The organism is Kitasatospora sp. NBC_00374 (assembly GCF_041434935.1).
Lineage (GTDB): Bacteria > Actinomycetota > Actinomycetes > Streptomycetales > Streptomycetaceae > Kitasatospora.
In genome coordinates this window covers 7,055,881-7,076,734 of record NZ_CP107964.1, presented here as the reverse complement: position 1 = coordinate 7,076,734, position 20,854 = coordinate 7,055,881, and the positions used below count along the sequence as shown (strand labels likewise).

Genomic DNA, 20,854 nt, shown 5'->3' with positions numbered 1-20,854 from the left:
CGCCCTTCCGGGTCGATCCCGGCCCGCGCGCCGCTCGCTTGACCTCGAACTTACGCACAGGGTCCTTACACTTGGCCGCCGACGGGTGCGATGATCCGCATCGGCACTTTCCCAGACGTCCAGCGCCTACGTAGGAGACACGGCCGGTGGCCAGCAGCAACGAACAGCGACGGCGGCAGCTCGCCCGCGAGAAGTACGAGCGTCAGGCAGCACGTCGGGCCGAGGCCCACAAGCGCCAGAAGCAGCGGAAGGCGATCATCGGTGCCGCGCTCGCGGTCGTGGTGGTCGCCACCGGCGGTGCCTGGGCGGGAGGGGTCTTCGACTCCTCGGACAAGGGCAAGAACAGCTCTCCCCAGGCCGCACCGGACAAGACCGCCGGGGCCACCCAGGTCAAGGGCTGCAACCCGCCGGCCGAGGGCAAGCCGAACGGGAAGCAGTGGCAGACCGAGCCGGCCATGACGGTCGACACCAAGGCGGCCTACACGGCGACCCTGGACACCAGCTGCGGCCCGGTGACCGTCACCCTGGACGCCGCCAAGGCGCCGCACACGGTGAACTCCTTCGCCTTCCTCGCCGGTGAGCAGTACTTCGACCACGTCAAGTGCCACCGCCTCACCACCGAGGGCATCTACGTCCTCCAGTGCGGCGACCCGACCGGCACCGGCTCCGGCGGCCCGGGCTACAAGTTCCCGGACGAGAACCTGACCGGCGCCACCTACCCGGCCGGCACCCTGGCGATGGCCAATGCCGGCCCGGGCACCAACGGCAGCCAGTTCTTCCTGGTGTACAAGGACACCCAGCTGCCGCCGAACTACACCCCGTTCGGCAAGATCACCGGCGGTCTGGACGTGCTCCAGAACATCGCCGGCGGCGGTGTCCAGGGCGGTGGCGGCGACGGCGCCCCGGTGGCCGACGTGGTCCTCAACAAGGTGGCCGTCGCCAAGGGTTGACGGATCCCGGCGCCGTGCACCGGGCCCGGGGCACGGCGCCGGGGGAAATCGCCCGGCCCGGATGCGGACAGCACCGGCGCTGGTCGCCTATGTTGCTGTTGTATAGGGTTCCCTGACCGTCGGCCGTCACCCTCGGCGCAACACTCGGACGGCTCGGACGGCGGACTCCATCGGTCCGCCGCACATCAACTGTGGACGACGTACGCGCCCCGCACTTCCGCGGGCCGCGGCGTCATGTGGAGGAGGCGCTGTGAGCAGCGACCCGTGGGGCCGTGTCGACGAGCAGGGGACCGTGTACGTCAGGACCGCGGACGGCGAACGCGCCGTCGGCTCCTGGCAGGCCGGTTCCCCGGAGGAGGCCCTCGCCTACTTCGAGCGGAAGTACCAGGGCCTGGAGGCCGAGATCGGCCTGCTGGAGCACCGCGTCCGCAAGACCGACCTGGCCGCCAAGGAGGCGCAGGTCGCGCTGGACCACCTTCGCGCGCAGGTGGTCGAGGCGCACGCGGTCGGCGACCTGGACGCGCTGGCCAAGCGCCTCGACACGCTGACCGGCGAGATCGAGACCCGGCAGACCGAGCGCCGGGCCGCCCGGGCGAAGGCCCAGGAGGAGACCCGGGCCGCCAAGGAGGCGCTGGTCGCCGAGGCCGAGCAGCTCGCCGAGTCGACCCAGTGGCGGGAGGCCGGCGACCGGCTGCGGGCCCTGGTGGACAGCTGGAAGGCGCTCCCGCGGCTCGACCGCAAGAGTGACGACGAGCTGTGGCACCGCTTCTCGCACGCCCGCTCGGTCTTCTCCAAGCACCGCAAGGCGCACTTCGCCGCGCTGGACGTCGAGCGCGACCAGGCCCGTGCGGTGAAGGAGAAGCTGGTCACCGAGGCGGAGGCGCTCTCCGACTCCACCGAGTGGGGCGCCACCGCCGCCGCGTACCGCGACCTGATGACGCAGTGGAAGGCCGCCGGCCGCGCCCAGCGCGACGCGGAGGAGGAGCTGTGGGCCCGCTTCCGGGGCGCGCAGGACGTCTTCTTCCAGGCCCGGTCCGCCACCTTCAGCGAGCGCGACGCCGAGCAGGGTGAGAACCAGAAGCTCAAGGAGGCCCTGCTGGTCGAGGCGGAGGCGATCCTGCCGATCACCGACCTCAAGGCCGCCAAGGCCGCGCTGCGCGACGTCAACGAGCGCTGGGAGGCCATCGGCCACGTGCCGCGGGACGCCCGGCCGAAGCTCGACGCCCGCCTGAACACCGTCGAGCGGGCGATCCGCGAGGCGGAGGACGCCGAGTGGCAGCGCTCCAACCCGGAGGCCAAGGCCCGCGCGGCCGGTATGACCGGGCTGCTCCAGCAGGCCGTGGACAAGCTCCAGGCCGACGTGGACAAGGCCCGTGCGGCCGGCAACGCGAGCCGGGTCGCCAAGCTGGAGTCCGAGCTGGCGGGCCGTCAGGCCCTGCTGGACCAGGCCCTGAAGAGCCTGCAGGAGTTCAGCGGCTGATCCGCCGCACCGCACGAAGGGCCCCCTCCACGGAGGGGGCCCTTCGCGTTGTCCGGGAACGGGATCCCGCGAGGGCGGTCAGGCCCAGGTCCGGGCGCCGGCCCAGTCCGCGAAGCTCTGCCAGCCCACCTGGGGGTGGTCCCGCCGCAGCCCTGCCACGTCCACCTCGAGACCGACCTCGCCGAAGTAGCGGAACATCGCCGCGAGGTCGGCCGAGTAGGCCTCGATCTCGGCGAGCGGCAGCGGTTCGAACCGGATCGGCCGACCGCACACCCCGGTCATCACCCGGGCGATCTCCGGGCAGGTCAGCTCGTCGGAGGCGAGGTCGATCCGTCGTCCGGCGAACTCCTGCGGCCGGGCGAGCGCGAGCGCCGCGAAGGCGCCGATGTCCTGCGCCGGGATCAGCGTGAGCGGCCGGTCGGCGGGCATCGGCAGGACGAAGCGGCCTTCGCGCAGTCCGCCCATCGACCACTCCCCCGCGTAGTTGTCCATGAACGCGGCGGGGCCGAGGATCGTCCACGGTGTGCCCAGGGTCCGCAGCCGCCGCTCGATGCGGCGCTTGCTCTCGAAGTGCGGGATGCCGGTGTCGCGGTCCGCGTGGGCCGCCGAGGTGAAGACGATGTGCCCGACCCCGGCCGCCGCCTCCAGCAGCGCGACTCCCTGCCGTATCTCGGTGTCGATGTCGGTGCCGAACGGCGTCGACATCGCGAAGAGCGCATCGGCGCCCTTGAGCGCGAGGTCGAGCGAGCCGCGGTTCTCGAAGTCGGCGTACGCGGGCTCGGCGCCCAGGGCCCGCAGCGCCGCGGCCGCGGCGGAGTCGGGGGTCCGGGTCAGCGCGCGGACCCGGAAGCCCTGGTCGAGCAGGGCGCGGGCGGCGGCGCCGCCCTGGGCGCCGGTGGCACCGGCGACGGCCACCAGTGGCCGGTAGGATTCCTGTGTCATGCAGTGACTGTACAACGCAATGTCTGCGTCGCGCAGCTAATTAGGGAGCAAGCCCGTGCAGATGGACGAGTTGAGGGACGAGTCCCGCCGCTACCTGGCGTCCTACGTGATGTTCAACCAGGCCGTCGCCGACCACCTGGGGCTGCACCCGACCGACGTCCAGTGCCTCAACCTGCTGACCGGCGAGCCCGGCCCGTTCACCACCGGCCGGATCGCCGAGCTCACCGGGCTCACCAGCGGCTCGGCGACCCGACTGGTCGACCGGCTGGAGAAGGCCGGTTACGTCGCCCGCCGGCGGGACGCGGCGGACCGGCGGCGGGTGCTGGTCGAACCCGTCCCGGCGGCGCTGCAGCCCGTCCACGACCTGTGGGCGGAGCTCGCCGTGGGCTGGCGGGAGATGTTCGAGGGCTACACCGAGGCGGAACGGGAGCTGCTGCTGCGCCACATGCGGCGCACCACCGAGCTCTCCCGGCAGCAGATCGCCCGCCTGCGCGCCAAGGGGTGACGGGCTCAGACCGTGGACGGGCGTCCGGTCGCGCCGGACTCCCGCTGCAGCTCGTCCAGGTCCAGTGACTGGTCCTCCGACGGCGCGGTGGCCGCGACCCGGGCGCCGAAGTCCTTGAAGTCCAGCTGCCCGGTGTCCGTTCCGCCGATCTTCTCCAGCCGCACCGGGTACGGCCGGCCCTGGACCGCCACGTAGAGCGTGCCCGGCGCGCCGTCCTGAGTGGTGATCACCGAGACCACCGGGGCGCCCTCCACCGTGGTCCGGGTGCCCGCACTCAGCGGACCGTTGTCGGTGCCGATCAGGTCGGCCATGCCGTTCAGGTCGCAGAGCGAGGCGACGTCCGAGAAGTCGGGGTTGTCGATGGTGGTCCTGAGGTACTTGTCGCCGACCAGCTGGGCGATCGCCGGGCCGCCGTGGGCCTGCCAGAACTCCTGGTCGGGCTTGATCCAGAGCTGCTCGCCGACCTTGACCACCCGGAAGCCGCCCTGGCCGTCGAGGCTCATGGTGCCGGCGCAGTGCGCGTCGGAGTCCATCGCGAGGTCGACGGTGGTCGTCTCGCCGTCCGAGTTCACCCGGCCGGTGACGTGCACGCTGTGGCTGTCCTTGAGCGCCTGCACCGACCGGTCGACGATCTGGCGCGGTTCCAGGCTCTCCACGCCGTTCGGGGCGGCCGTACCGCCGGAGGCCGTTCCGGCGCCGCCCGCGGTCGCACTGCCGCCGCCCCCGTCTCCTCCACCGCCGTCCCCGCACCCGGTAGCGCCCGCCGCCAGTCCGGCGCCGATCACCACTGCCACGACCATCTGCCTGCCACCCATGGCGGCCTCCGCGAGTCGACACTCCAGCACCGGATCGGACGGTGACATTCTGTGCCGCTCACGCAGGCCCCGCATCCGCAGTCGCGGGCTCCCCGGTCGTTACTTGCGCGCCGAGGTCACCCGGTACACGTCGTAGACGCCCTCGACGCCGCGGACGGCCTTGAGCACGTGGCCGAGGTGCTTCGGGTCGCCCATCTCGAAGGTGAAGCGGCTCATCGCCACCCGGTCCCGGGAGGTCTGCACCGCCGCGGACAGGATGTTGACGTGCTGGTCGGAGAGGACCCGGGTGACGTCCGAGAGCAGCCGGGAGCGGTCCAGCGCCTCGACCTGGATGGCCACCAGGAAGACCGAGGACTGGGTGGCCGCCCACTCGACCTCGATCATCCGCTCCGGCTGCTGGGTCAGGGACTCGACGTTGACGCAGTCCGCCCGGTGCACCGAGACGCCGTTGCCGCGGGTGATGAAGCCGACGATCGGGTCACCCGGCACCGGGGTGCAGCAGCGGGAGAGCTTCACCCAGACGTCCTCGACGCCCTTGACGATCACACCCGGGTCGCCCTTGGCCCGGCGGCGCACCGCCCTGCTCTGGTGTGTCGGGGTGGCGGTCTCGGCGAGGTCCTCGACCGCGCCCTCCTCGCCGCCGAGCGCCTGGACCAGCTTCTGCACGATGGACTGGGCCGTGACATGGCCCTCGCCGATCGCGGCGTACAGGGACGAGATGTCCGGGTAGCGCATCTCGTGCGCCAGGGTGACCAGCGAGTCGCCGGTGAGGATGCGCTGGATCGGCAGACCCTGCTTGCGCATCGCGCGGGCGATCGCCTCCTTGCCGTGCTCGATCGCCTCCTCGCGGCGCTCCTTGGAGAACCAGGCGCGGATCTTGTTCCGGGCCCGCGGCGACTTGACGAAGGTCAGCCAGTCCCGCGAGGGCCCGGCGTTCTCCGCCTTGGAGGTGAAGACCTCGACCGTGTCGCCGTTCTCCAGCGTCGACTCCAGCGGCACCAGGCGTCCGTTGACCCGGGCCCCTATACAGCGGCAGCCGACCTCGGTGTGCACCGCGAAGGCGAAGTCCACCGGGGTGGAGCTGGCCGGCAGCGCTATCACGTCGCCCTTGGGCGTGAAGACGAAGACCTCGTTGTTGGAGAGGTCGAAGCGCAGCGACTCGAGGAACTCGCTCGGGTCCTCGGTCTCCTTCTGCCAGTCCAGCAGCTGCCGCAGCCAGGCCATCTCGTTGACCGCGTCGGCCTTGTCGTGCTGCCGTCCGTGCGTGGGCGTGTCGGTACGGACCTTGGAGACGCCGGCGACCGCGCGCTGCTTGTACTTCCAGTGCGCCGCGATGCCGTACTCGGCCCGGCGGTGCATGTCGAAGGTCCGGATCTGCAGCTCGACCGGCTTGCCGCCGGGACCGATCACCGTGGTGTGCAGGGACTGGTACATGTTGAACTTGGGCATCGCGATGTAGTCCTTGAACCGCCCCGGCACCGGGTTCCACCGCGCGTGGATGGTGCCCAGCGCCGCGTAGCAGTCGCGGACGGTGTCGACCAGGACCCGGATGCCCACCAGGTCGTAGATCTCGGCGAAGTCGCGGCCCCGCACGATCATCTTCTGGTACACCGAGTAGTAGTGCTTCGGCCGGCCCGTGGTCTGCGCGGTGATCCGGGCCCCGCGCAGGTCACCCTGGACCTGGTCGATCACGGTGGCCAGGTACTCGTCCCGCTTGGGCGCGCGCTCGGCCACCAGCCGGACGATCTCGTCGTACATCTTGGGGTAGAGGATCGCGAAGGCGAGGTCCTCCAGCTCCCACTTGATGGTGTTCATGCCCAGCCGGTGCGCCAGCGGGGCGTAGATCTCCAGCGTCTCGCGGGCCTTCTTCTCCTGCTTCTCCCGCTTGAGGTAGCGCATGGTCCGCATGTTGTGCAGCCGGTCGGCCAGCTTGATCACCAGGACCCGCGGGTCCTTGGCCATCGCCACGACCATCTTGCGGACCGTCTCGGCCTGGGCCGCCTCGCCGAACTTGACCCGGTCCAGCTTGGTGACGCCGTCGACCAGCAGGGCGACCGAGTCGCCGAAGTCGCGGCGCAGCGTCTCCAGGCCGTAGTCGGTGTCCTCGACGGTGTCGTGCAGCAGCCCGGCCATCAGGGTCGGGGCGTCCATGCCCAGCTCGGCCAGGATGGTGGCGACGGCCAGCGGGTGGGTGATGTACGGGTCGCCGCTCTTGCGCTTCTGCCCGCGGTGCCACTTCTCCGCGACGGCGTAGGCGTTCTCGATGTCCTTGAGCAGCGCCGGGTCGGCCTTCGGGTCCTGTGCCCGGATGGTGCGGAACAGCGGCTCCAGCACGGGGTTGACCGTGGAGCTGCGCTGACCGCCGAGGCGGGCCAGCCGGGCGCGCATGCCGCCGGAGGACGGCCGGGGCGCGGCGGGCGGCCCGGGGCGGACCGGGGCCGTACCGGAGGGCGCGGGCCGGGTCTGGTCAGCCGTGGGCACAACCTCGTCGGGCAAGGACACTCCTCGGGGGCGCGGGGCCTGCCCCTCGCACAAGTGGGCAGGGGTGAACCTTCATGGTACCGAGAGTGCAGGCCGGGCGTTCCGCCGCCCGGCCGGGAACGCCCGAGGGGGCGCACAGCTCTCGCCGCGCGCCCCCTCGGGGGTGGAATCAGGACGGTCTCAGACCGTCACCAGCGTCTCCAGCGGAGCGCCGCCCAGGTGCGGGACCAGTCGCTCCCGGCCGGGCAGGAAGCCCAGCTCCATCAGCACCACCACGCCCACCAGCTCCACGCCGGCCTGGCGGACCAGGTCCACCGAGGCGCCGATGGTGCCACCGGTGGCCAGCACGTCGTCCACCACCAGGACCTTCTCGCCCGGGGCGAAGGCGTCGCACTGCACCTCGAGGGTGGCCGAGCCGTACTCCAGGTCGTAGGACTTCCGGAAGACCTCGCCGGGCAGCTTGCCCGCCTTGCGGATCGGCACGAAGCCGAGCCCGGCCGCGAAGGCCGCCGGGGCGGCCAGCACGAACCCCCGCGCCTCCAGACCGACCACCTTGGTCGCACCGAGCGCCTTCGCCCGGTCGGCCAGCGCCTGGGTGAGGGCCGCGAAGGCCTCGGCGTCGGCCAGCAGCGGCGCGATGTCCTTGAACAGCACGCCGGGCTTCGGGTAGTCCGGTACGTCCCTGATCCGGCTGTTGAGCAGCTCGGCCAGGGCGGGGTCAGGGGAGGTCACGGGGGTCCTTACGCAGTGCGGGCTCAGTGCTTGCCGGAGGGGCGGCCCTTGCCGCGGGCACGGCCGACCGGCTGGTTGCGCTGACCAACCATACCCGCCGGGACGTCGCCGTCCTGCTCGCCGTCCTCGGCCCGGGTGTCGCCCGCCTGCTCGGCCGCCGCCTTGGCGTCCGCGGCGCGGCGCAGCGCCACCCGCTTGGCCAGGTCCTTCATCTCCGGCGTCGCCTCCTTGAGCTGCGCGAGCAGCGGGGTGGCGACACAGATGGAGGAGTACGCACCGGCCGCGAGGCCGATGAACAGGGCGAGCGAGATGTCGTTCAGGGTGCCGGCGCCCAGGAGGCCGCCGCCGATGAACAGCAGCGCGGCGACCGGGAGCAGGGCGACCACGGTGGTGTTGATCGAGCGCACCAGGGTCTGGTTGAGGCCGAGGTTGGCAGCCTCGCTGTAGGTGCGCTTGTTCTGCTTGGCGATGCCCCGGGTGTTCTCCTTCACCGTGTCGAAGACGACGACGGTGTCGTAGAGCGAGTAACCGAGGATGGTGAGGAAGCCGATCACGGTGCCCGGGGTGACCTCGAAGCCCACCAGGGCGTACACGCCGATGGTGATCAGGAGGTCGTGGATCAGGGCGACCAGGGCGGCCAGGGCCATCCGCCACTCGAAGGCGACGGCCAGGTAGATGGTGACCAGCACCATGAAGATCACCAGGCCGAGCAGCGCCTTCTGGGAGATCTCGTGGCCCCAGCTGGGGCCGATCACCTGGGCGTTGACCTCGTTCTGCGGGACGCCGAGGTCCTTGGCGAGCTGCTCGGTGAAGGTCTCCGCGTCCACCTCGGAGGCGGAGCTCACCTGGATCCGGACGTCACCCTTGTCGGTCTTCTGGACCAGGGCGGTCGAATCGTGGGTGATCTTGTTGGCGGCGTCCTGCGCCTGGGAGACCGACAGGCCCGGCTTGTTGACGGTGTAGACCGAGCCGCCCTTGAACTCGATGCCCAGGTGCAGGCCCATGGCCAGACCGATCGCGGCGACCAGGACGATCACACCGGAGATCGAGTACCAGAGCTTGCGGCGGCCGACGAAGTCGAAGCTGATCTCGCCCTGGTAGAGGCGGTGGCCGATGTTGCCGAAGCGCGACATGGCGTCAGGCCTCCTTGGGGGCACTGGGGGCGGGGCCGCGACGGCGGCTGCTCCGGATCGGCGGGCGGGCGCCCAGCCGCTTCGGGTCCAGGCCGGACCACTTGTGGCCGCTGGAGAAGAACTTCGTCCGGGCCAGCAGCGTGATCAGCGGCTTGGTGAACAGGAAGATCACCACGACGTCGAGCAGGGTGGTCAGACCCAGGGTGAAGGCGAAGCCCTGGACCTTGCCGACCGACACCAGGTACAGCACGGCGGCACACAGGAACGAGACGAAGTCCGAGACCAGGATGGTGCGCCGGGCCCGCGGCCAGGCACGCTGGACGGCCGGACGCAGCGGAGCGCCCTCGCGGACCTCGTCGCGGATCCGCTCGAAGTACACGATGAAGGAGTCCGCGGTGATACCGATCGCGACGATCGCACCGCAGACCGCGGGCAGGTTCAGCGCGAAGCCGATCCCCGCGCCGAGCAGCGACATGATCGCGTAGGTGAGCGCGGCCGAGACCATCAGACCCGCGATCGACACCAGGCCGAGGCCGCGGTAGTAGACCAGCGAGTAGATGACCACCAGGACCATGCCGATCAGACCGGCGATCAGACCGGCCTTCAGCTGCTCACCGCCGAGCTGCGGGGAGACGGTGGTGACGTCGCTCTTGGTGAAGTCGAGCGGCAGGGCGCCGAAGCTCAGCACGTTGGCGAGGCCCTTGGCCTCCTCCTGGCCGAAGTTGCCGGAGATGACCGCGTTGCCACCGGTGATCGACTGGCTGACGTACGGGTGCGAGACCACCTTGCCGTCCAGCACGATCGCGAACTGGTTGGCCGGCGACTGCTGGGTGGCGAGCTGGCCGGTGACGGCGGCGAAGGCCTTGGAGCCGGCGTCGGTGAAGGACAGCTGGACCTGCCAGCCGGCCGCCTGCTGGGTGTCGAAGCCGGCGGAGGCCTTGGCCACGTCGCCGCCGTTCAGGGCGACCGGGCCGAGAACGAACTTGTTCCAGACCTTCTGGCCCTTGACGCCGCTCTCCTCATCCTTGAAGGAGCAGGCCACGGTCGGCTTGGTCGGGTCGGCCTGGTTGTTGTTGAGCGCCTGGCGCTGCTTGGCGTCCGAGCAGTCCAGCGCGGCGAACTGCTGCTGCAGGGCGGCGACGGCCGGGTCCGCGGGCGGCGTCGCCGGGTCGACCGGGGCAGTCGGCGACGCGGCGGCGCTCGGGGAGGCCGCAGGGGCGGACGCCGAGGCCGTCGGGTCGGCCTGCAGGGCGCCGCTGACGGCGCGGCCGGCCTTGCTGGCACTGGCCGAGGCGCTGGGGGTGGCGCCGGTCGCGGCGGCACCCGACGCGGCGGGGCTCGGGGTGGCCGCACCGCTCGGGGCTGCCGAGCCGCTCGGGGCGGTGCTCGGCGAGGCCGACGGGTCGGCGGTCGGCTGACCGCTGGGCGCGTAGGTCAGCACGGGGCGGAAGTAGAGCTTCGCGGTGTCGCCGACCTGCTTGATAGCGGTCTGCTGGTCACCACCGTCGGGAATGTTGACGATGATGTTCTTGTCACCCTGGGTCTGCACCTCCGCCTCGGAGACACCCATCCCGTTGACGCGCTGCTGAATGATCCCGACCGCGAGGTCCATGCTGGCCTTGTTGATCGCGGCGGGGTCCTTCGACGTAGCGGTCAGCGTGATGCTGGTGCCACCGGCGAGGTCGATTCCGAGACGCGGGGTCTTGTGACCCGTCCCGAACATGAGGGCGACCAGTCCGACGGTCGCCACCAGGATGAGGGCCAGAGCCCGTCCCGGGTAACCGTCGCGCGGACGCGACTTTGGTGTTGCCACCTTGCTCGTTTCTCCCTGTCCATGCCGCCGCGGACGCTGCACCCCGGTCCGGCTTGTGGCAAGACGGGGGGCACCGACGCGGGACGGCCCTGAGGTCCTGTTGGCTAGCGGCGGGCTGCCGCTGGTCCGGGCACGGCCCGACCGTACTACTTGCTCTCGGGGGCCTCACCGTCGGCGCTGCCGCTGCCCGACTTGTCCTTGTCAAGGCTGAGCGGCTTGTCCTGCGCGTCGTCCTCGTCGGCGGCGTCCTCGACGGAGTCGGCGAGCTCGTCCTCGGCCGGGCGGCCGTTGATGATCGCGTCGTACTCCAGCGGGTCCAGCACGGCCGCGACGGCGCCCTTGGTGAAGTGGGTGACCACACCCGGCGCGATCTCCAGCTCGACGGTCTCCTCGTTGACCGACTTCACCAGCGCGTACAGGCCGCCGATGGTGCGCACGCCGGCGCCCGGCTCCAGCGCCTGCTGCATCGACTGCATCTGCGACTGGCGCTTCTTCTGCGAGCGGAACAGCAGGAAGATCGCCAGGAGCGGGAGGAGGAGGATGATGAAGTTCACAGCCAGGGTCCTTTACAGGCCGCCCACCGGGGCGGCCAGGGTATGCGTCGGCCCATCGGGTGAGAGGGGCGGTCCGGCGGAGTCTAGGCGACCCGTTCTGATCGGACAACGCCAAGCATCGCATCCTGCCGCCGAAAGTGGCGAGCCCCTGCCTGCACAGTTTCCGTACGCTCCGATCACGTCACCGGCCCGGGCGGGCTCACTGCCCGGGCTTCGCGCCCCACAGGCCGGGCTGGGCGGGCGGGCCCGGCCGCTGCTGCTGGAGCGGCGGCGTCATCCCCAGGTGTTGCCAGGCGGCGGCGGTGGCGACCCGGCCACGGGGGGTACGGGCCAGCAGGCCCTCCCGTACCAGGAACGGCTCGGCGACCTCCTCGACCGTCTCGGCCTCCTCCCCCACCGCCACGGCGAGCGTCGACAGGCCGACCGGGCCGCCGCCGAACAGGCGCAGCAGGGCGTCCAGCACCGCGCGGTCGAGGCGGTCGAGCCCGCGGGCGTCGACCTCGTAGACCTCCAGCGCCCGGGCGGCGATCTCCCGGGTGACCACGCCGTCGTGCCGGACCTGGGCGAAGTCCCGCACCCGGCGCAGCAGCCGGTTGGCGATCCGGGGCGTGCCGCGCGAGCGGCCGGCGATCTCGGCGGCGCCGGCCGGGTCGATCTCAACGTCCAGCAGGGCGGCCGAGCGGTGCACCACCCGCTCCAGCTCGGCGGGGGTGTAGAACTCCATGTGGCCGGTGAAGCCGAAGCGGTCGCGCAGCGGCGGCGGCAGCAGCCCGGCCCGGGTGGTGGCGCCGACCAGCGTGAACGGGGGCAGCTCCAGCGGGATGGCGGTGGCGCCCGGCCCCTTGCCGATGATCACGTCGACCCGGAAGTCCTCCATCGCCAGGTAGAGCATCTCCTCGGCGGGCCGGGACATCCGGTGGATCTCGTCCAGGAAGAGCACCTCGCCCTCGGTGAGCGAGGAGAGGATCGCGGCCAGGTCGCCGGCGTGCTGGATGGCCGGGCCCGAGGTGATCCGGATCGGCGCGTTCAGCTCGGCGGCGATGATCATCGACAGGGTGGTCTTGCCCAGTCCGGGCGGGCCGGAGAGCAGCACGTGGTCGGGGGCGCTGCCGCGGCGGCGGGCCGCCTGGAGCACCAGCGAGAGCTGCTCGCGCACCCGCTCCTGGCCGATGAACTCGTCCAGCGCCTTGGGCCGCAGCGCCGCCTCGACCGCCTGGTCCTCACCGTCGGCGGCCGCCCGCACCAGCCGGTCTGCGGCCAGGCGGTCGGCGGGGTCGGAGTCGTACGGGCTCATCGGGGCGGGCTCCAATGTCGACAAGATGACAGGTCGTCAGGTGGCTAAGACGCCAGGGCGCGGGGCGCGGGTCCGGGCGTCAACGGGTGCGGTTCAGACCGCGCAGGGCGGCCTTCAGCAGGACCCCGACGTCCGGCACGCTCTGCGCCTCGGCCTCGGGGGTGACCGCGGCGACCGCGTCGTCCGCCTCGCGCGGAGCGTAGCCGAGGCCCACCAGCGCGGCGTGCAGCTGCTCGTGCCAGGGCGCGGGACCGGCGGCGATCGGCTTCTGGGCGGGCACCAGGCCGTGCGGGGCGCCCAGCTTGTCCTTGTACTCCAGCAGCAGCTTGGCCGCCTTGGCCTTGCCGATCCCGGGCACCGCGATCAGTGCCTTCTCGTCCCCGCCGGCGATCGCCGCGCGCAGCGCGTCCGGGCTGTGCACGCCGAGCATGGCCTGCGCCAGCCGGGGGCCGACGCCGGGGGCGGCCTGCAGGATCTCGAAGGTGGCCCGCTCGTCGTCGTCCGCGAAGCCGTAGAGGGTGAGCGAGTCCTCCCTGACGACCAGTGAGGTGGCGAGCCGCACGCTCTCGCCGAGCCGCAGGCCCGCCAGGGTGGCCGGGGTGCACTGGACGGCCATCCCGACACCGCCGACCTCGACGACGGCGGTGCCGGCGGCGACGGCCGCCACGGGACCCTGGACGAAGGCGATCATCGGCGACGCTCCTGACGGAAGGCGGGGCGGGTGGTACGGGGTGCGGGGGCGGCCGCGGCGGTCTGGGCCGCCTGGGCGATCGCGGCGGTGAGCCGGTTGGTCGAGCCGCCGCGCCAGATGTGACAGATGGCCAGCGCCAGCGCGTCGGCGGCGTCGGCCGGTTTCGGCGGGGCGTCCAGCCGTAGCAGCCGGGTGACCATCGCGGTGACCTGGGCCTTGTCGGCCCGGCCCGAGCCGGTGACGGCGGCCTTGACCTCGCTCGGGGTGTGCAGGGTGACCGGGATGCCGCGGCGGGTGGCGCAGAGCATCGCGACCGCACTGGCCTGCGCGGTGCCCATCACCGTCCGGACGTTGTGCTGGGCGAAGACCCGCTCGACCGCGACCAGGTCGGGACGGTGCTCGTCCAGCCACTGCTCCAGTCCCTGCTCGACCAGCAGCAGCCGCTGCCCGATCTCCGCGTCGGCCGGCGTGCGCACCACCCCGACGCCGACCATGGCCAGCGGCCGTCCCGGTGCGCCGTCGACCACGCCGACACCGCACCTGGTCAGCCCAGGGTCCACACCCAGCACCCGCACTCCGGCCCCGCTTTCCTGTTCCTGCCCGCCACTCGCCTCCGGGCGCCCGGACCGATGCCGACGCTCCTCGCTCCGGCGCTCCTGCGTCGCTGGTCACTCGTCGATCTCCGCGTCGGCGCGCCCTTCGGCTCACGGCGGGGGCGGACCCGCACCCGTTCGCAGCCGGAGACCTCCGCAGGCTACCGGTCGCCTCCGACAGCCGCACCGACGACACCGGCCCGGCGGTCCAGGAGGACCACCGGGCCGGCAGGAGGGAGGGACTCACTCGGCGTCGAGCTGAGCACCGACCTCGTCGCTGATGTCGAAGTTGGCGAAGACGTTCTGGACGTCGTCGCTGTCCTCCAGGGCGTCGATCAGCTTGAAGATCTTGCGGGCGCCGTCGGCGTCCAGCTCGACCTGCATGCTGGGGACGAAGTTGGCGTCGGCCGAGTCGTAGTCGATCCCGGCGTCCACCAGGGCGGTGCGGACCGCGACCATGTCGGTGGCCTCGGAGATCACCTCGAAGGTCTCGCCCAGGTCGTTGACCTCCTCGGCGCCGGCGTCGAGGACGACCTCGAACACCTTGTCCTCGTCCACGCCGTCCGACTTCGGGACGATGATGACGCCCTTGCGGTTGAACAGGTAGGAGACCGAACCCGGGTCCGCCATGTTGCCGCCGTTGCGGGTCATCGCGACCCGGACGTCGGAGGCGGCGCGGTTGCGGTTGTCGGTGAGGCACTCGATCAGCACCGCGACGCCGTTCGGGCCGTAGCCCTCGTACATGATCGTCGAGTAGTCGGCGCCGCCGGCCTCGGCACCCGAGCCGCGCTTGACGGCGCGGTTGATGTTGTCGATCGGGACCGAGCTCTTCTTCGCCTTCTGGATGGCGTCGTACAGCGTCGGGTTGCCCGCCGGGTCGCCGCCGCCGGTGCGCGCCGCCACCTCGATGTTCTTGATCATCTTGGCGAAGAGCTTGCCGCGCTTGGCGTCGATCACGGCCTTCTTGTGCTTGGTGGTAGCCCACTTAGAGTGGCCGGACATCGCCAGCTCCTTTACGTCGCCAGATGGAAATGAACAGAGGAGATCTTACCGGTGTCGTCACCGACACCTCGCACACGGTCAGCGCGAGCCTCGGGACGCGCTCAGACGGCCGCCTCGACCATGGACACGAAGTACGCGTGCACCCGGTGGTCGCCGGTCAGTTCGGGGTGGAAGGAGGTGGCCAGCAGGTTGCCCTGCCGGACGGCGACGATCCGGCTGTCCGGGCCGTCGGCGGCCGGCACCTCGGCGAGCACCTGGACGCCCTCGCCGACCGACTCCACCCACGGGGCGCGGATGAACACGCCGTTGACGGCCTCGCCGCCCAGGCCCTGGAACGGGATCGCGGTCTCGAAGGACTCGTTCTGCCGGCCGAAGGCGTTGCGGCGGACCGTCATGTCGATGCCGCCGACGGTCTCCTGGTCGTCCCGGCCGTCCAGGATCTTGTCCGCCAGCATGATCATGCCCGCGCAGGTGCCGTAGACCGGCATCCCGGCGGCCACCCGCTCGCGCAGCGGGTCCATCACACCGAACAGCAGCGCCAGCTTGGACATCGTGGTGGACTCGCCACCGGGGATCACCAGCGCGTCGACCTCGGCCAGCTCCTCGGCCCGGCGCACGGGGCGGGCGAGCGCGTCGGCGGCGGCGAGCGCGATCAGGTGCTCGCGGACGTCGCCCTGGAGGGCGAGGACGCCGATGACTGGGTTGTTGGTGGACACGGTTGTTACCCCTTGGGAAATCGGTCTGGGTGCGTGGCGCGGCCCGCCGCGGAGTGGAGCCGCGGCGGGCCGACGAGCATGCTGCGGAAGGGAGTTACCAGCCGCGGTTGGCGTAGCGCTCGGTCTCCGGCAGGGTGTCGCAGTTGATGCCGACCATGGCCTCGCCCAGGTTGCGGGAGGCGTCCGCGATGATCTTCGGGTCGTCGAAGAAGGTGGTGGCCTTCACGATGGCGGCGGCGCGCTTGGCCGGGTCGCCGGACTTGAAGATGCCCGAGCCGACGAAGACGCCCTCGGCGCCCAGCTGGCGCATCAGCGCGGCGTCGGCCGGGGTGGCCACGCCACCGGCGGAGAACAGCACCACCGGGAGCTTGCCGAGCTCGGCGACCTCCTTGACCAGCTCGTACGGGGCGCGGAGCTCCTTGGCGGCGGCGTACAGCTCGTTGTTGTCGAAGCCGCGCAGCTTGGCGATCTCGTTCTTGATCTGACGCAGGTGGCGGACCGCCTCGACCACGTTGCCGGTGCCGGCCTCGCCCTTGGAGCGGATCATGGCCGCGCCCTCGGCGATGCGGCGCAGCGCCTCGCCCAGGTTGGTGGCGCCACAGACGAACGGGGTGGTGAAGGCGAACTTGTCGGAGTGGTTGACCTCGTCGGCCGGGGTCAGCACCTCGGACTCGTCGATGTAGTCGACGCCCAGCGACTGGAGGACCTGCGCCTCGACGAAGTGGCCGATCCGGGACTTCGCCATGACCGGGATGGAGACCGCGGCGATGATCTCCTCGATCATGTTCGGGTCGGACATCCGGGCCACGCCGCCGTCCTTGCGGATGTCCGCGGGGACGCGCTCCAGCGCCATGACGGCCACCGCACCGGCGTCCTCGGCGATCTTCGCCTGCTCGGCGTTGACCACATCCATGATCACACCGCCCTTGAGCTGCTCGGCCATGCCGCGCTTGACGCGGGCGGTGCCGATCTGCGGCTGGTCTGCGGTGATGGGGGTGGTGGACACGTGAGACCTCACTCGAAGATGAACCAGTGCTATCGCCCTATCGTAGGCCCGAAGAACCCCCGACCCATGCGCCATCCAGTCCATCGACGCGTTCCGCATACGACAAACAGGCTGGATCCGGACGGCGCCCGGCCGTCCGCCGCTACGCCGGGGCGCCTTCCGGGGTCAGCGCCACCGGCGGCTCGTCGTCCATCTCGAAGGCCAGCGGGAAGGGCGCCCGGCCCGCCAACCGGAAGTAGCGGACCAGCCGGTGCTCACGCACCGCCCGGGCCGCCCGCACCGCGTCGTTGTGGAACCGCCGCGCCATCGGCACCCGCCGGACCGCCGCCGTCAGGTCCTTCACCGCCTCGGGGCCGCCCGGGGCCGCCAGCAGCGCCCTGACCTGCTCCGGCTCGGCGAGGACCGCCCGCAGCGCCAGGCTCAGCTCGCTCTCGGCCACCTCGCGGTGCTCGTCCTCGCTCTGCCGGGCGGCGTGCGAGGCCTCGTACAGCAGGATCGAGGCGGCCGGGTCGAGCAGTGAGGAAGTGGCCAGTTCCAGCGCCACCGAGGCCCGCCGGACGAGCTGGGCGTCCAGCGAGGCCTTCGCCGCGTCGATCCTCGCGTGCAGCCGGTCCAGCCGGCCGGCGGTCCAGCTCAGGTAGACGGCGAACAGCACGACGGCCGCGGCGGCCCAGATCCAGGTAGTCACGGGGCGTTACGCTACCCCGCCGCGGAAACCGACTTCCGGTAGGTCCGCCGGTCCATCTCCACCACGTCCACCGCCAGGTGCAGTTCGACGCCCTCGGCGGGGACGGCGTGCCGCTCCAGCAGCTCCAGCAGGGCTTCGGCCAGGGCGGTCTTCTGCTCGACGGTGCGGCCGTCCAGGATCCGGATCTCCAGCAGCACCACGTCGCGGGCGGCGTCGCCGTCACCGACGTAGGTCTCCTCGATCCGCCGGAAGCGCGTCTTGCAGTCGGCGACGGGCGAACCGATCGTCCTGGCCACCAGCGGGTGGAGCTCCGCGGCGAACGCCCGCCGGTCGAGGCCGAGGCGGTCCGAGTGGTCGACGATGATCTGCGGCATGAGGGGCCCTCCCCTGGGCACGGACGACAGGTCCGCCCATCCTCCCCCACCGCGAATCCGCCGCCCCACCCGCGGCGGGCCTCAGTCGCGGGCGAGGCCGAAGCGCTCGCGCCAGCCCGTCCGCTCGTCCTCGGCGACCGGCGGCATGCCGTCGGTCACCGTCTCGTACACCGACAGGATGTCCGCCCCGACCGTCTCCCAGTCGAACCGCCGCACGTGCCGGGAGGCCGCGTCGCGCAGTTCCGCCAGCCGCTGCGGGTTGCCGAGCAGCTTCACCGCCGCGCCGGCCAGCGCCTCGGCGTCCTCCACCGGGAACAGCTCACCCGCGCCGCCGCCGTCCAGCACCTGCCGGAACGCGTCCAGGTCGCTGGCCAGCACCGGGGCGCCGGCCGACATCGCCTCGACCAGGATGATCCCGAAGCTCTCCCCGCCGGTGTTCGGCGCCACGTAGAGGTCGACGCTGCGCAGCAGCCGGGCCTTCTCCGCGTCGCTGACCATCCCGAGGAACTCGACCTGGGCCCGCGCCTCGGGCGCCAGCCCCGCCACGGCCTCCTCCTCGTCGCCCTTGCCGGCCACCAGCAGCCGCACGCCGGGCCGCTCGGCGAGGATCTTCGGCAGGGCCGCCAGCAGCGTCGGCAGGCCCTTGCGCGGCTCGTTGATCCGGCCGATGAAGCCGATCGTGCCCGCGCCGCCGTCCACGGCCGTGCCCTGCCACCGCGGGTCGGGCTCGGCGTCGGCGAAGAACCGGACGTCGACGCCGTTCGGGATGACGACCGCGTCGCCGCCCAGGTGTTCCACCAGGGTGCGCCGGGCGTACTCGCTGACCGCGATCCGGGCGCTCATCTTCTCCAGTCCGGGCTGGAGGATCGGCGAGGCCGCGATCATCGCCCGCGAGCGCGGGTTGGAGGTGTGGAAGGTCCCCACCATCGGACCGGAGGCCGACCAGGCGGCCAGCATCGACAGGCTGGGCGAGGCCGGCTCGTGGACGTGCAGGATGTCGAACCGGCCCTCGTGCAGCCAGCGCCGGACCCTCGCCGCCGACAGGATGCCGAAGCTCAGCCGGGCCACCGAGCCGTTGTACGGCACCGCGACCGCCCGGCCCGCCGAGACCACGTACGGCGGCAGCGCCTCGTCGTCCTCGGCCGGTGCCAGCACGGAGACCTGGTGGCCGAGCCCGATCAGGTGCTCGGCGAGGTCCCGGATGTGGAACTGCACCCCGCCGGGCACGTCCCAGTCGTACGGGCAGACGATGCCGATCTTCACTGGCTCCCCCTCACGGGCTGCGGACCGGTGAGGTCCGCCAGCCACAGCTTCTGCAGCATGTGCCAGTCCACCGAGTGCTCGCGGATCCCCTCGGCCCACACGTCGGCCAGCGACTGGACCATCGAGGCCGTGCGCTCCTTGCGGTCGCCCGCGTCCGGCACCGCGATCTCGGGGTGGACCTCGGCCCGCAGCATCGGCCCGTCGTACCAGAGCGTCACCGGGAAGAGCGCCGCGCCGGTCTGCTGGGCCAGCGCCGCCGGGCCGGCCGGCATCCGGGTCTGCTCGCCGAAGAAGTCCACCGGGACGCCGGCGGCCGAGAGGTCCCGGTCACCTACCAGGCAGACCAGCCCGCCCGCCCGCAGCCGGCGGGCCAGGGTGCCGATCACCGAGACCTCGCTGCCGGTGAGCGCCAGCACCTCCATCCCGAGGCCCTCGCGGTACGCCACGAAGCGGTCGAACAGGGACTCCGGCTTCAGCCGCTCGGCGACGGTGGTGAACGGGTACCCGCCCGCCGAGGCGATCCACGCCCCGGCCAGGTCCCAGTTGGCCATGTGCGGCAGCGCCAGGACCGCACCGCGCCCGGACGCCATCACCTCGTCGAGCTGTTCGATGTTCTTGACCGTTATGGCGTCGGCGATCCGGGCGAGGCTCCAGGCCGGCAGCCGGAACGACTCCATCCAGTACCGCAGGTACGAGCGCATGCCGGCCCGGGACAGCTCACGCAGCCGGTCGGCGTCCGCCTCCGGGTGCACCCGGGCGAGGTTCGCCTCCAGGCGCTGGACGCCCTTGCCGCGCCGGCGCCAGGCCACGTCCGCGATCTGGGCGAACAGTCCGCGCGCCACCGGTTCCGGCAGCCGCTTCACCGCCGCCCAGCCCAGCGCGTAGGCCCCGTCGGCCAACCGTTCCTTCACTCCGCCCCCTCGACCCCGGCCGGTGCCGCCGTGGTGGCGCGCTCCAGCTCGAAGGACTCCCGCCGTACCGTCAGCATCCGCTGCAGCACCGTCACCAGGCTGCCCACCGCGACCACCCACAGGGCGAACGGCAGCAGCCACTCCACGTAGGGCACGCCGAACGTGTGCAGCCCCGCGAGGCCGGCCGCGACCAGCGTGATGACCAGCCGCTCGGCCCGCTCGACCAGCCCCGAGACGTCGACCGGGAAGCCCAGGCTCTCGCCGCGCGCCTTGGTGTACGAGACCACCTGGCCGCTCGCCAGGCAGAACATGGCGACCACGCACAGCAGGTTGTTGTTTCCCGTCCCGGCGTACCACATGGCCAGTCCGCCGAAGATCGCCGCGTCCGCGACCCGGTCCAGCGTGGAGTCCAGGAACGCGCCCCACTTGCTGGAACGGCCCGCCTGGCGGGCCATGTTGCCGTCGACCAGGTCGGAGAAGATGAAGAGGGTGATCGTGATGGTGCCCCAGAAGAACTCCCCGCGGGGGAAGAACACCAGCGCACCCGCGACCGACCCGGCCGTACCGATGAGCGTCACCGCGTCCGGGCTCACACCCCAGCGCAGCAGGAGGGCGGCGAACGGCGTCAGGACACGTGTGAAGAAGGCGCGCGCGTATTTGTTGAGCATGGCCTTCCGGACCGCTCCGATTCTCGGGATTCCGCCCCGGACCGCTGTCGGACCCGGGCGGCCGAGCGGATCGTCCCACCCGGCTGGACAATGGTATCCACGCTGCTCGCGCGCTCCGTCGCCCCACGCCCGCGAGCGGGCATTCGGGCCAACTGGCCGTCGCCGAGGGCAGTTCGGCATCCACGGGACGTGATCGACCCGTCCCCCTGCGTAGCCAATCCGGGGCGTACGGAGGTGAGAAGA

Annotated in this window: 21 protein-coding genes; 3 read left to right on the top strand and 18 right to left on the bottom strand. The window is 71.8% G+C overall.

The features are described 5' to 3' along the window. The first annotated feature begins 146 nt into the window (after window positions 1-146). Window positions 147-950 (top strand): peptidylprolyl isomerase, encoded by an 804-nt coding sequence (locus OG871_RS31455; RefSeq protein WP_371501400.1) that lies wholly within the window; start codon window positions 147-149, stop codon window positions 948-950. Window positions 951-1,200: 250 nt separating this feature from the next. Further along, window positions 1,201-2,430, top strand: a complete 1,230-nt coding sequence (locus tag OG871_RS31450; RefSeq protein WP_371501398.1) for a DUF349 domain-containing protein — start codon at window positions 1,201-1,203, stop codon at window positions 2,428-2,430. Window positions 2,431-2,508: 78 nt separating this feature from the next. Here OG871_RS31450 and OG871_RS31445 read toward each other — a convergent pair whose 3' ends face one another. Continuing rightward, complete coding sequence (locus OG871_RS31445; protein WP_371501396.1) at window positions 2,509-3,372, bottom strand: NmrA/HSCARG family protein; 864 nt, start codon at window positions 3,370-3,372, stop codon at window positions 2,509-2,511. Window positions 3,373-3,433: 61 nt separating this feature from the next. Here OG871_RS31445 and OG871_RS31440 point away from each other — a divergent pair, with 61 nt between their 5' ends. Then, window positions 3,434-3,877 carry a MarR family winged helix-turn-helix transcriptional regulator gene (locus tag OG871_RS31440; protein ID WP_371501395.1) on the top strand — a complete coding sequence of 148 codons (444 nt, stop codon included), beginning with the start codon at window positions 3,434-3,436 and terminating at the stop codon, window positions 3,875-3,877. A gap of 5 nt (window positions 3,878-3,882) precedes the next feature. On the opposite strand, the gene OG871_RS31435 is transcribed toward OG871_RS31440, so the two are convergent. The 17 genes from OG871_RS31435 to pgsA all read right to left on the bottom strand — a co-directional run bounded on the left by OG871_RS31435 (window position 3,883) and on the right by pgsA (window position 20,611). Next, on the bottom strand, window positions 3,883-4,692 hold the full coding sequence (locus OG871_RS31435; RefSeq protein ID WP_371501394.1) for a hypothetical protein: 810 nt from the start codon (window positions 4,690-4,692) through the stop codon (window positions 3,883-3,885). Between the two features lie 99 nt (window positions 4,693-4,791). Continuing rightward, the gene (locus tag OG871_RS31430; RefSeq protein ID WP_371501392.1) at window positions 4,792-7,188 is read right to left on the bottom strand and encodes a bifunctional (p)ppGpp synthetase/guanosine-3',5'-bis(diphosphate) 3'-pyrophosphohydrolase; all 2,397 of its coding nucleotides are present in this window, start codon (window positions 7,186-7,188) and stop codon (window positions 4,792-4,794) included. 165 nt (window positions 7,189-7,353) lie between these two features. After that, the gene (locus OG871_RS31425) at window positions 7,354-7,905 is read right to left on the bottom strand and encodes an adenine phosphoribosyltransferase (RefSeq protein ID WP_371501390.1); all 552 of its coding nucleotides are present in this window, start codon (window positions 7,903-7,905) and stop codon (window positions 7,354-7,356) included. Window positions 7,906-7,928: 23 nt separating this feature from the next. Next, window positions 7,929-9,038, bottom strand: a complete 1,110-nt coding sequence (secF, locus tag OG871_RS31420; RefSeq protein WP_371501388.1) for a protein translocase subunit SecF — start codon at window positions 9,036-9,038, stop codon at window positions 7,929-7,931. Between the two features lie 4 nt (window positions 9,039-9,042). Continuing rightward, window positions 9,043-10,851, bottom strand: a complete 1,809-nt coding sequence (secD, locus tag OG871_RS31415; protein WP_371501386.1) for a protein translocase subunit SecD — start codon at window positions 10,849-10,851, stop codon at window positions 9,043-9,045. A gap of 146 nt (window positions 10,852-10,997) precedes the next feature. Further along, window positions 10,998-11,405: a preprotein translocase subunit YajC gene (gene yajC, locus OG871_RS31410; RefSeq protein WP_371501385.1), complete on the bottom strand. Its 408-nt coding sequence runs from the start codon at window positions 11,403-11,405 to the stop codon at window positions 10,998-11,000. Between the two features lie 199 nt (window positions 11,406-11,604). Then, window positions 11,605-12,699, bottom strand: coding sequence for a Holliday junction branch migration DNA helicase RuvB (gene ruvB / locus OG871_RS31405; protein ID WP_371501384.1), 1,095 nt, complete (start codon window positions 12,697-12,699; stop codon window positions 11,605-11,607). Window positions 12,700-12,778: 79 nt separating this feature from the next. After that, window positions 12,779-13,390: a Holliday junction branch migration protein RuvA gene (gene ruvA, locus OG871_RS31400; protein ID WP_371501383.1), complete on the bottom strand. Its 612-nt coding sequence runs from the start codon at window positions 13,388-13,390 to the stop codon at window positions 12,779-12,781. After that, a complete protein-coding gene (ruvC, locus tag OG871_RS31395) occupies window positions 13,387-13,965 on the bottom strand; it encodes a crossover junction endodeoxyribonuclease RuvC (RefSeq protein WP_371501382.1) in 579 nt (192 codons plus the stop codon). The genes ruvA and ruvC overlap by 4 nt, the downstream gene beginning before the upstream one ends. A 261-nt stretch (window positions 13,966-14,226) precedes the next feature. Then, window positions 14,227-14,985: a YebC/PmpR family DNA-binding transcriptional regulator gene (locus OG871_RS31390; RefSeq protein WP_371501381.1), complete on the bottom strand. Its 759-nt coding sequence runs from the start codon at window positions 14,983-14,985 to the stop codon at window positions 14,227-14,229. A 101-nt stretch (window positions 14,986-15,086) separates the two neighbouring features. Continuing rightward, window positions 15,087-15,701 carry a pyridoxal 5'-phosphate synthase glutaminase subunit PdxT gene (pdxT, locus tag OG871_RS31385; RefSeq protein WP_371501379.1) on the bottom strand — a complete coding sequence of 205 codons (615 nt, stop codon included), beginning with the start codon at window positions 15,699-15,701 and terminating at the stop codon, window positions 15,087-15,089. 94 nt (window positions 15,702-15,795) lie between these two features. Beyond that, window positions 15,796-16,707 carry a pyridoxal 5'-phosphate synthase lyase subunit PdxS gene (gene pdxS / locus OG871_RS31380; RefSeq protein ID WP_371501377.1) on the bottom strand — a complete coding sequence of 304 codons (912 nt, stop codon included), beginning with the start codon at window positions 16,705-16,707 and terminating at the stop codon, window positions 15,796-15,798. A 142-nt stretch (window positions 16,708-16,849) separates the two neighbouring features. Beyond that, the gene (locus OG871_RS31375; protein WP_371501375.1) at window positions 16,850-17,395 is read right to left on the bottom strand and encodes a hypothetical protein; all 546 of its coding nucleotides are present in this window, start codon (window positions 17,393-17,395) and stop codon (window positions 16,850-16,852) included. A gap of 11 nt (window positions 17,396-17,406) precedes the next feature. Next, complete coding sequence (locus tag OG871_RS31370; protein WP_371501373.1) at window positions 17,407-17,769, bottom strand: 5-carboxymethyl-2-hydroxymuconate Delta-isomerase; 363 nt, start codon at window positions 17,767-17,769, stop codon at window positions 17,407-17,409. Window positions 17,770-17,850: 81 nt separating this feature from the next. After that, a complete protein-coding gene (locus OG871_RS31365) occupies window positions 17,851-19,032 on the bottom strand; it encodes a glycosyltransferase family 4 protein (RefSeq protein WP_371501371.1) in 1,182 nt (393 codons plus the stop codon). Then, window positions 19,029-19,943 carry a phosphatidylinositol mannoside acyltransferase gene (locus OG871_RS31360; RefSeq protein WP_371501369.1) on the bottom strand — a complete coding sequence of 305 codons (915 nt, stop codon included), beginning with the start codon at window positions 19,941-19,943 and terminating at the stop codon, window positions 19,029-19,031. The genes OG871_RS31365 and OG871_RS31360 overlap by 4 nt, the downstream gene beginning before the upstream one ends. Next, a complete protein-coding gene (gene pgsA / locus OG871_RS31355; protein WP_371501367.1) occupies window positions 19,940-20,611 on the bottom strand; it encodes a phosphatidylinositol phosphate synthase in 672 nt (223 codons plus the stop codon). Before pgsA ends, OG871_RS31360 begins: the two co-directional genes overlap by 4 nt. Window positions 20,612-20,854: the final 243 nt, after the last annotated feature.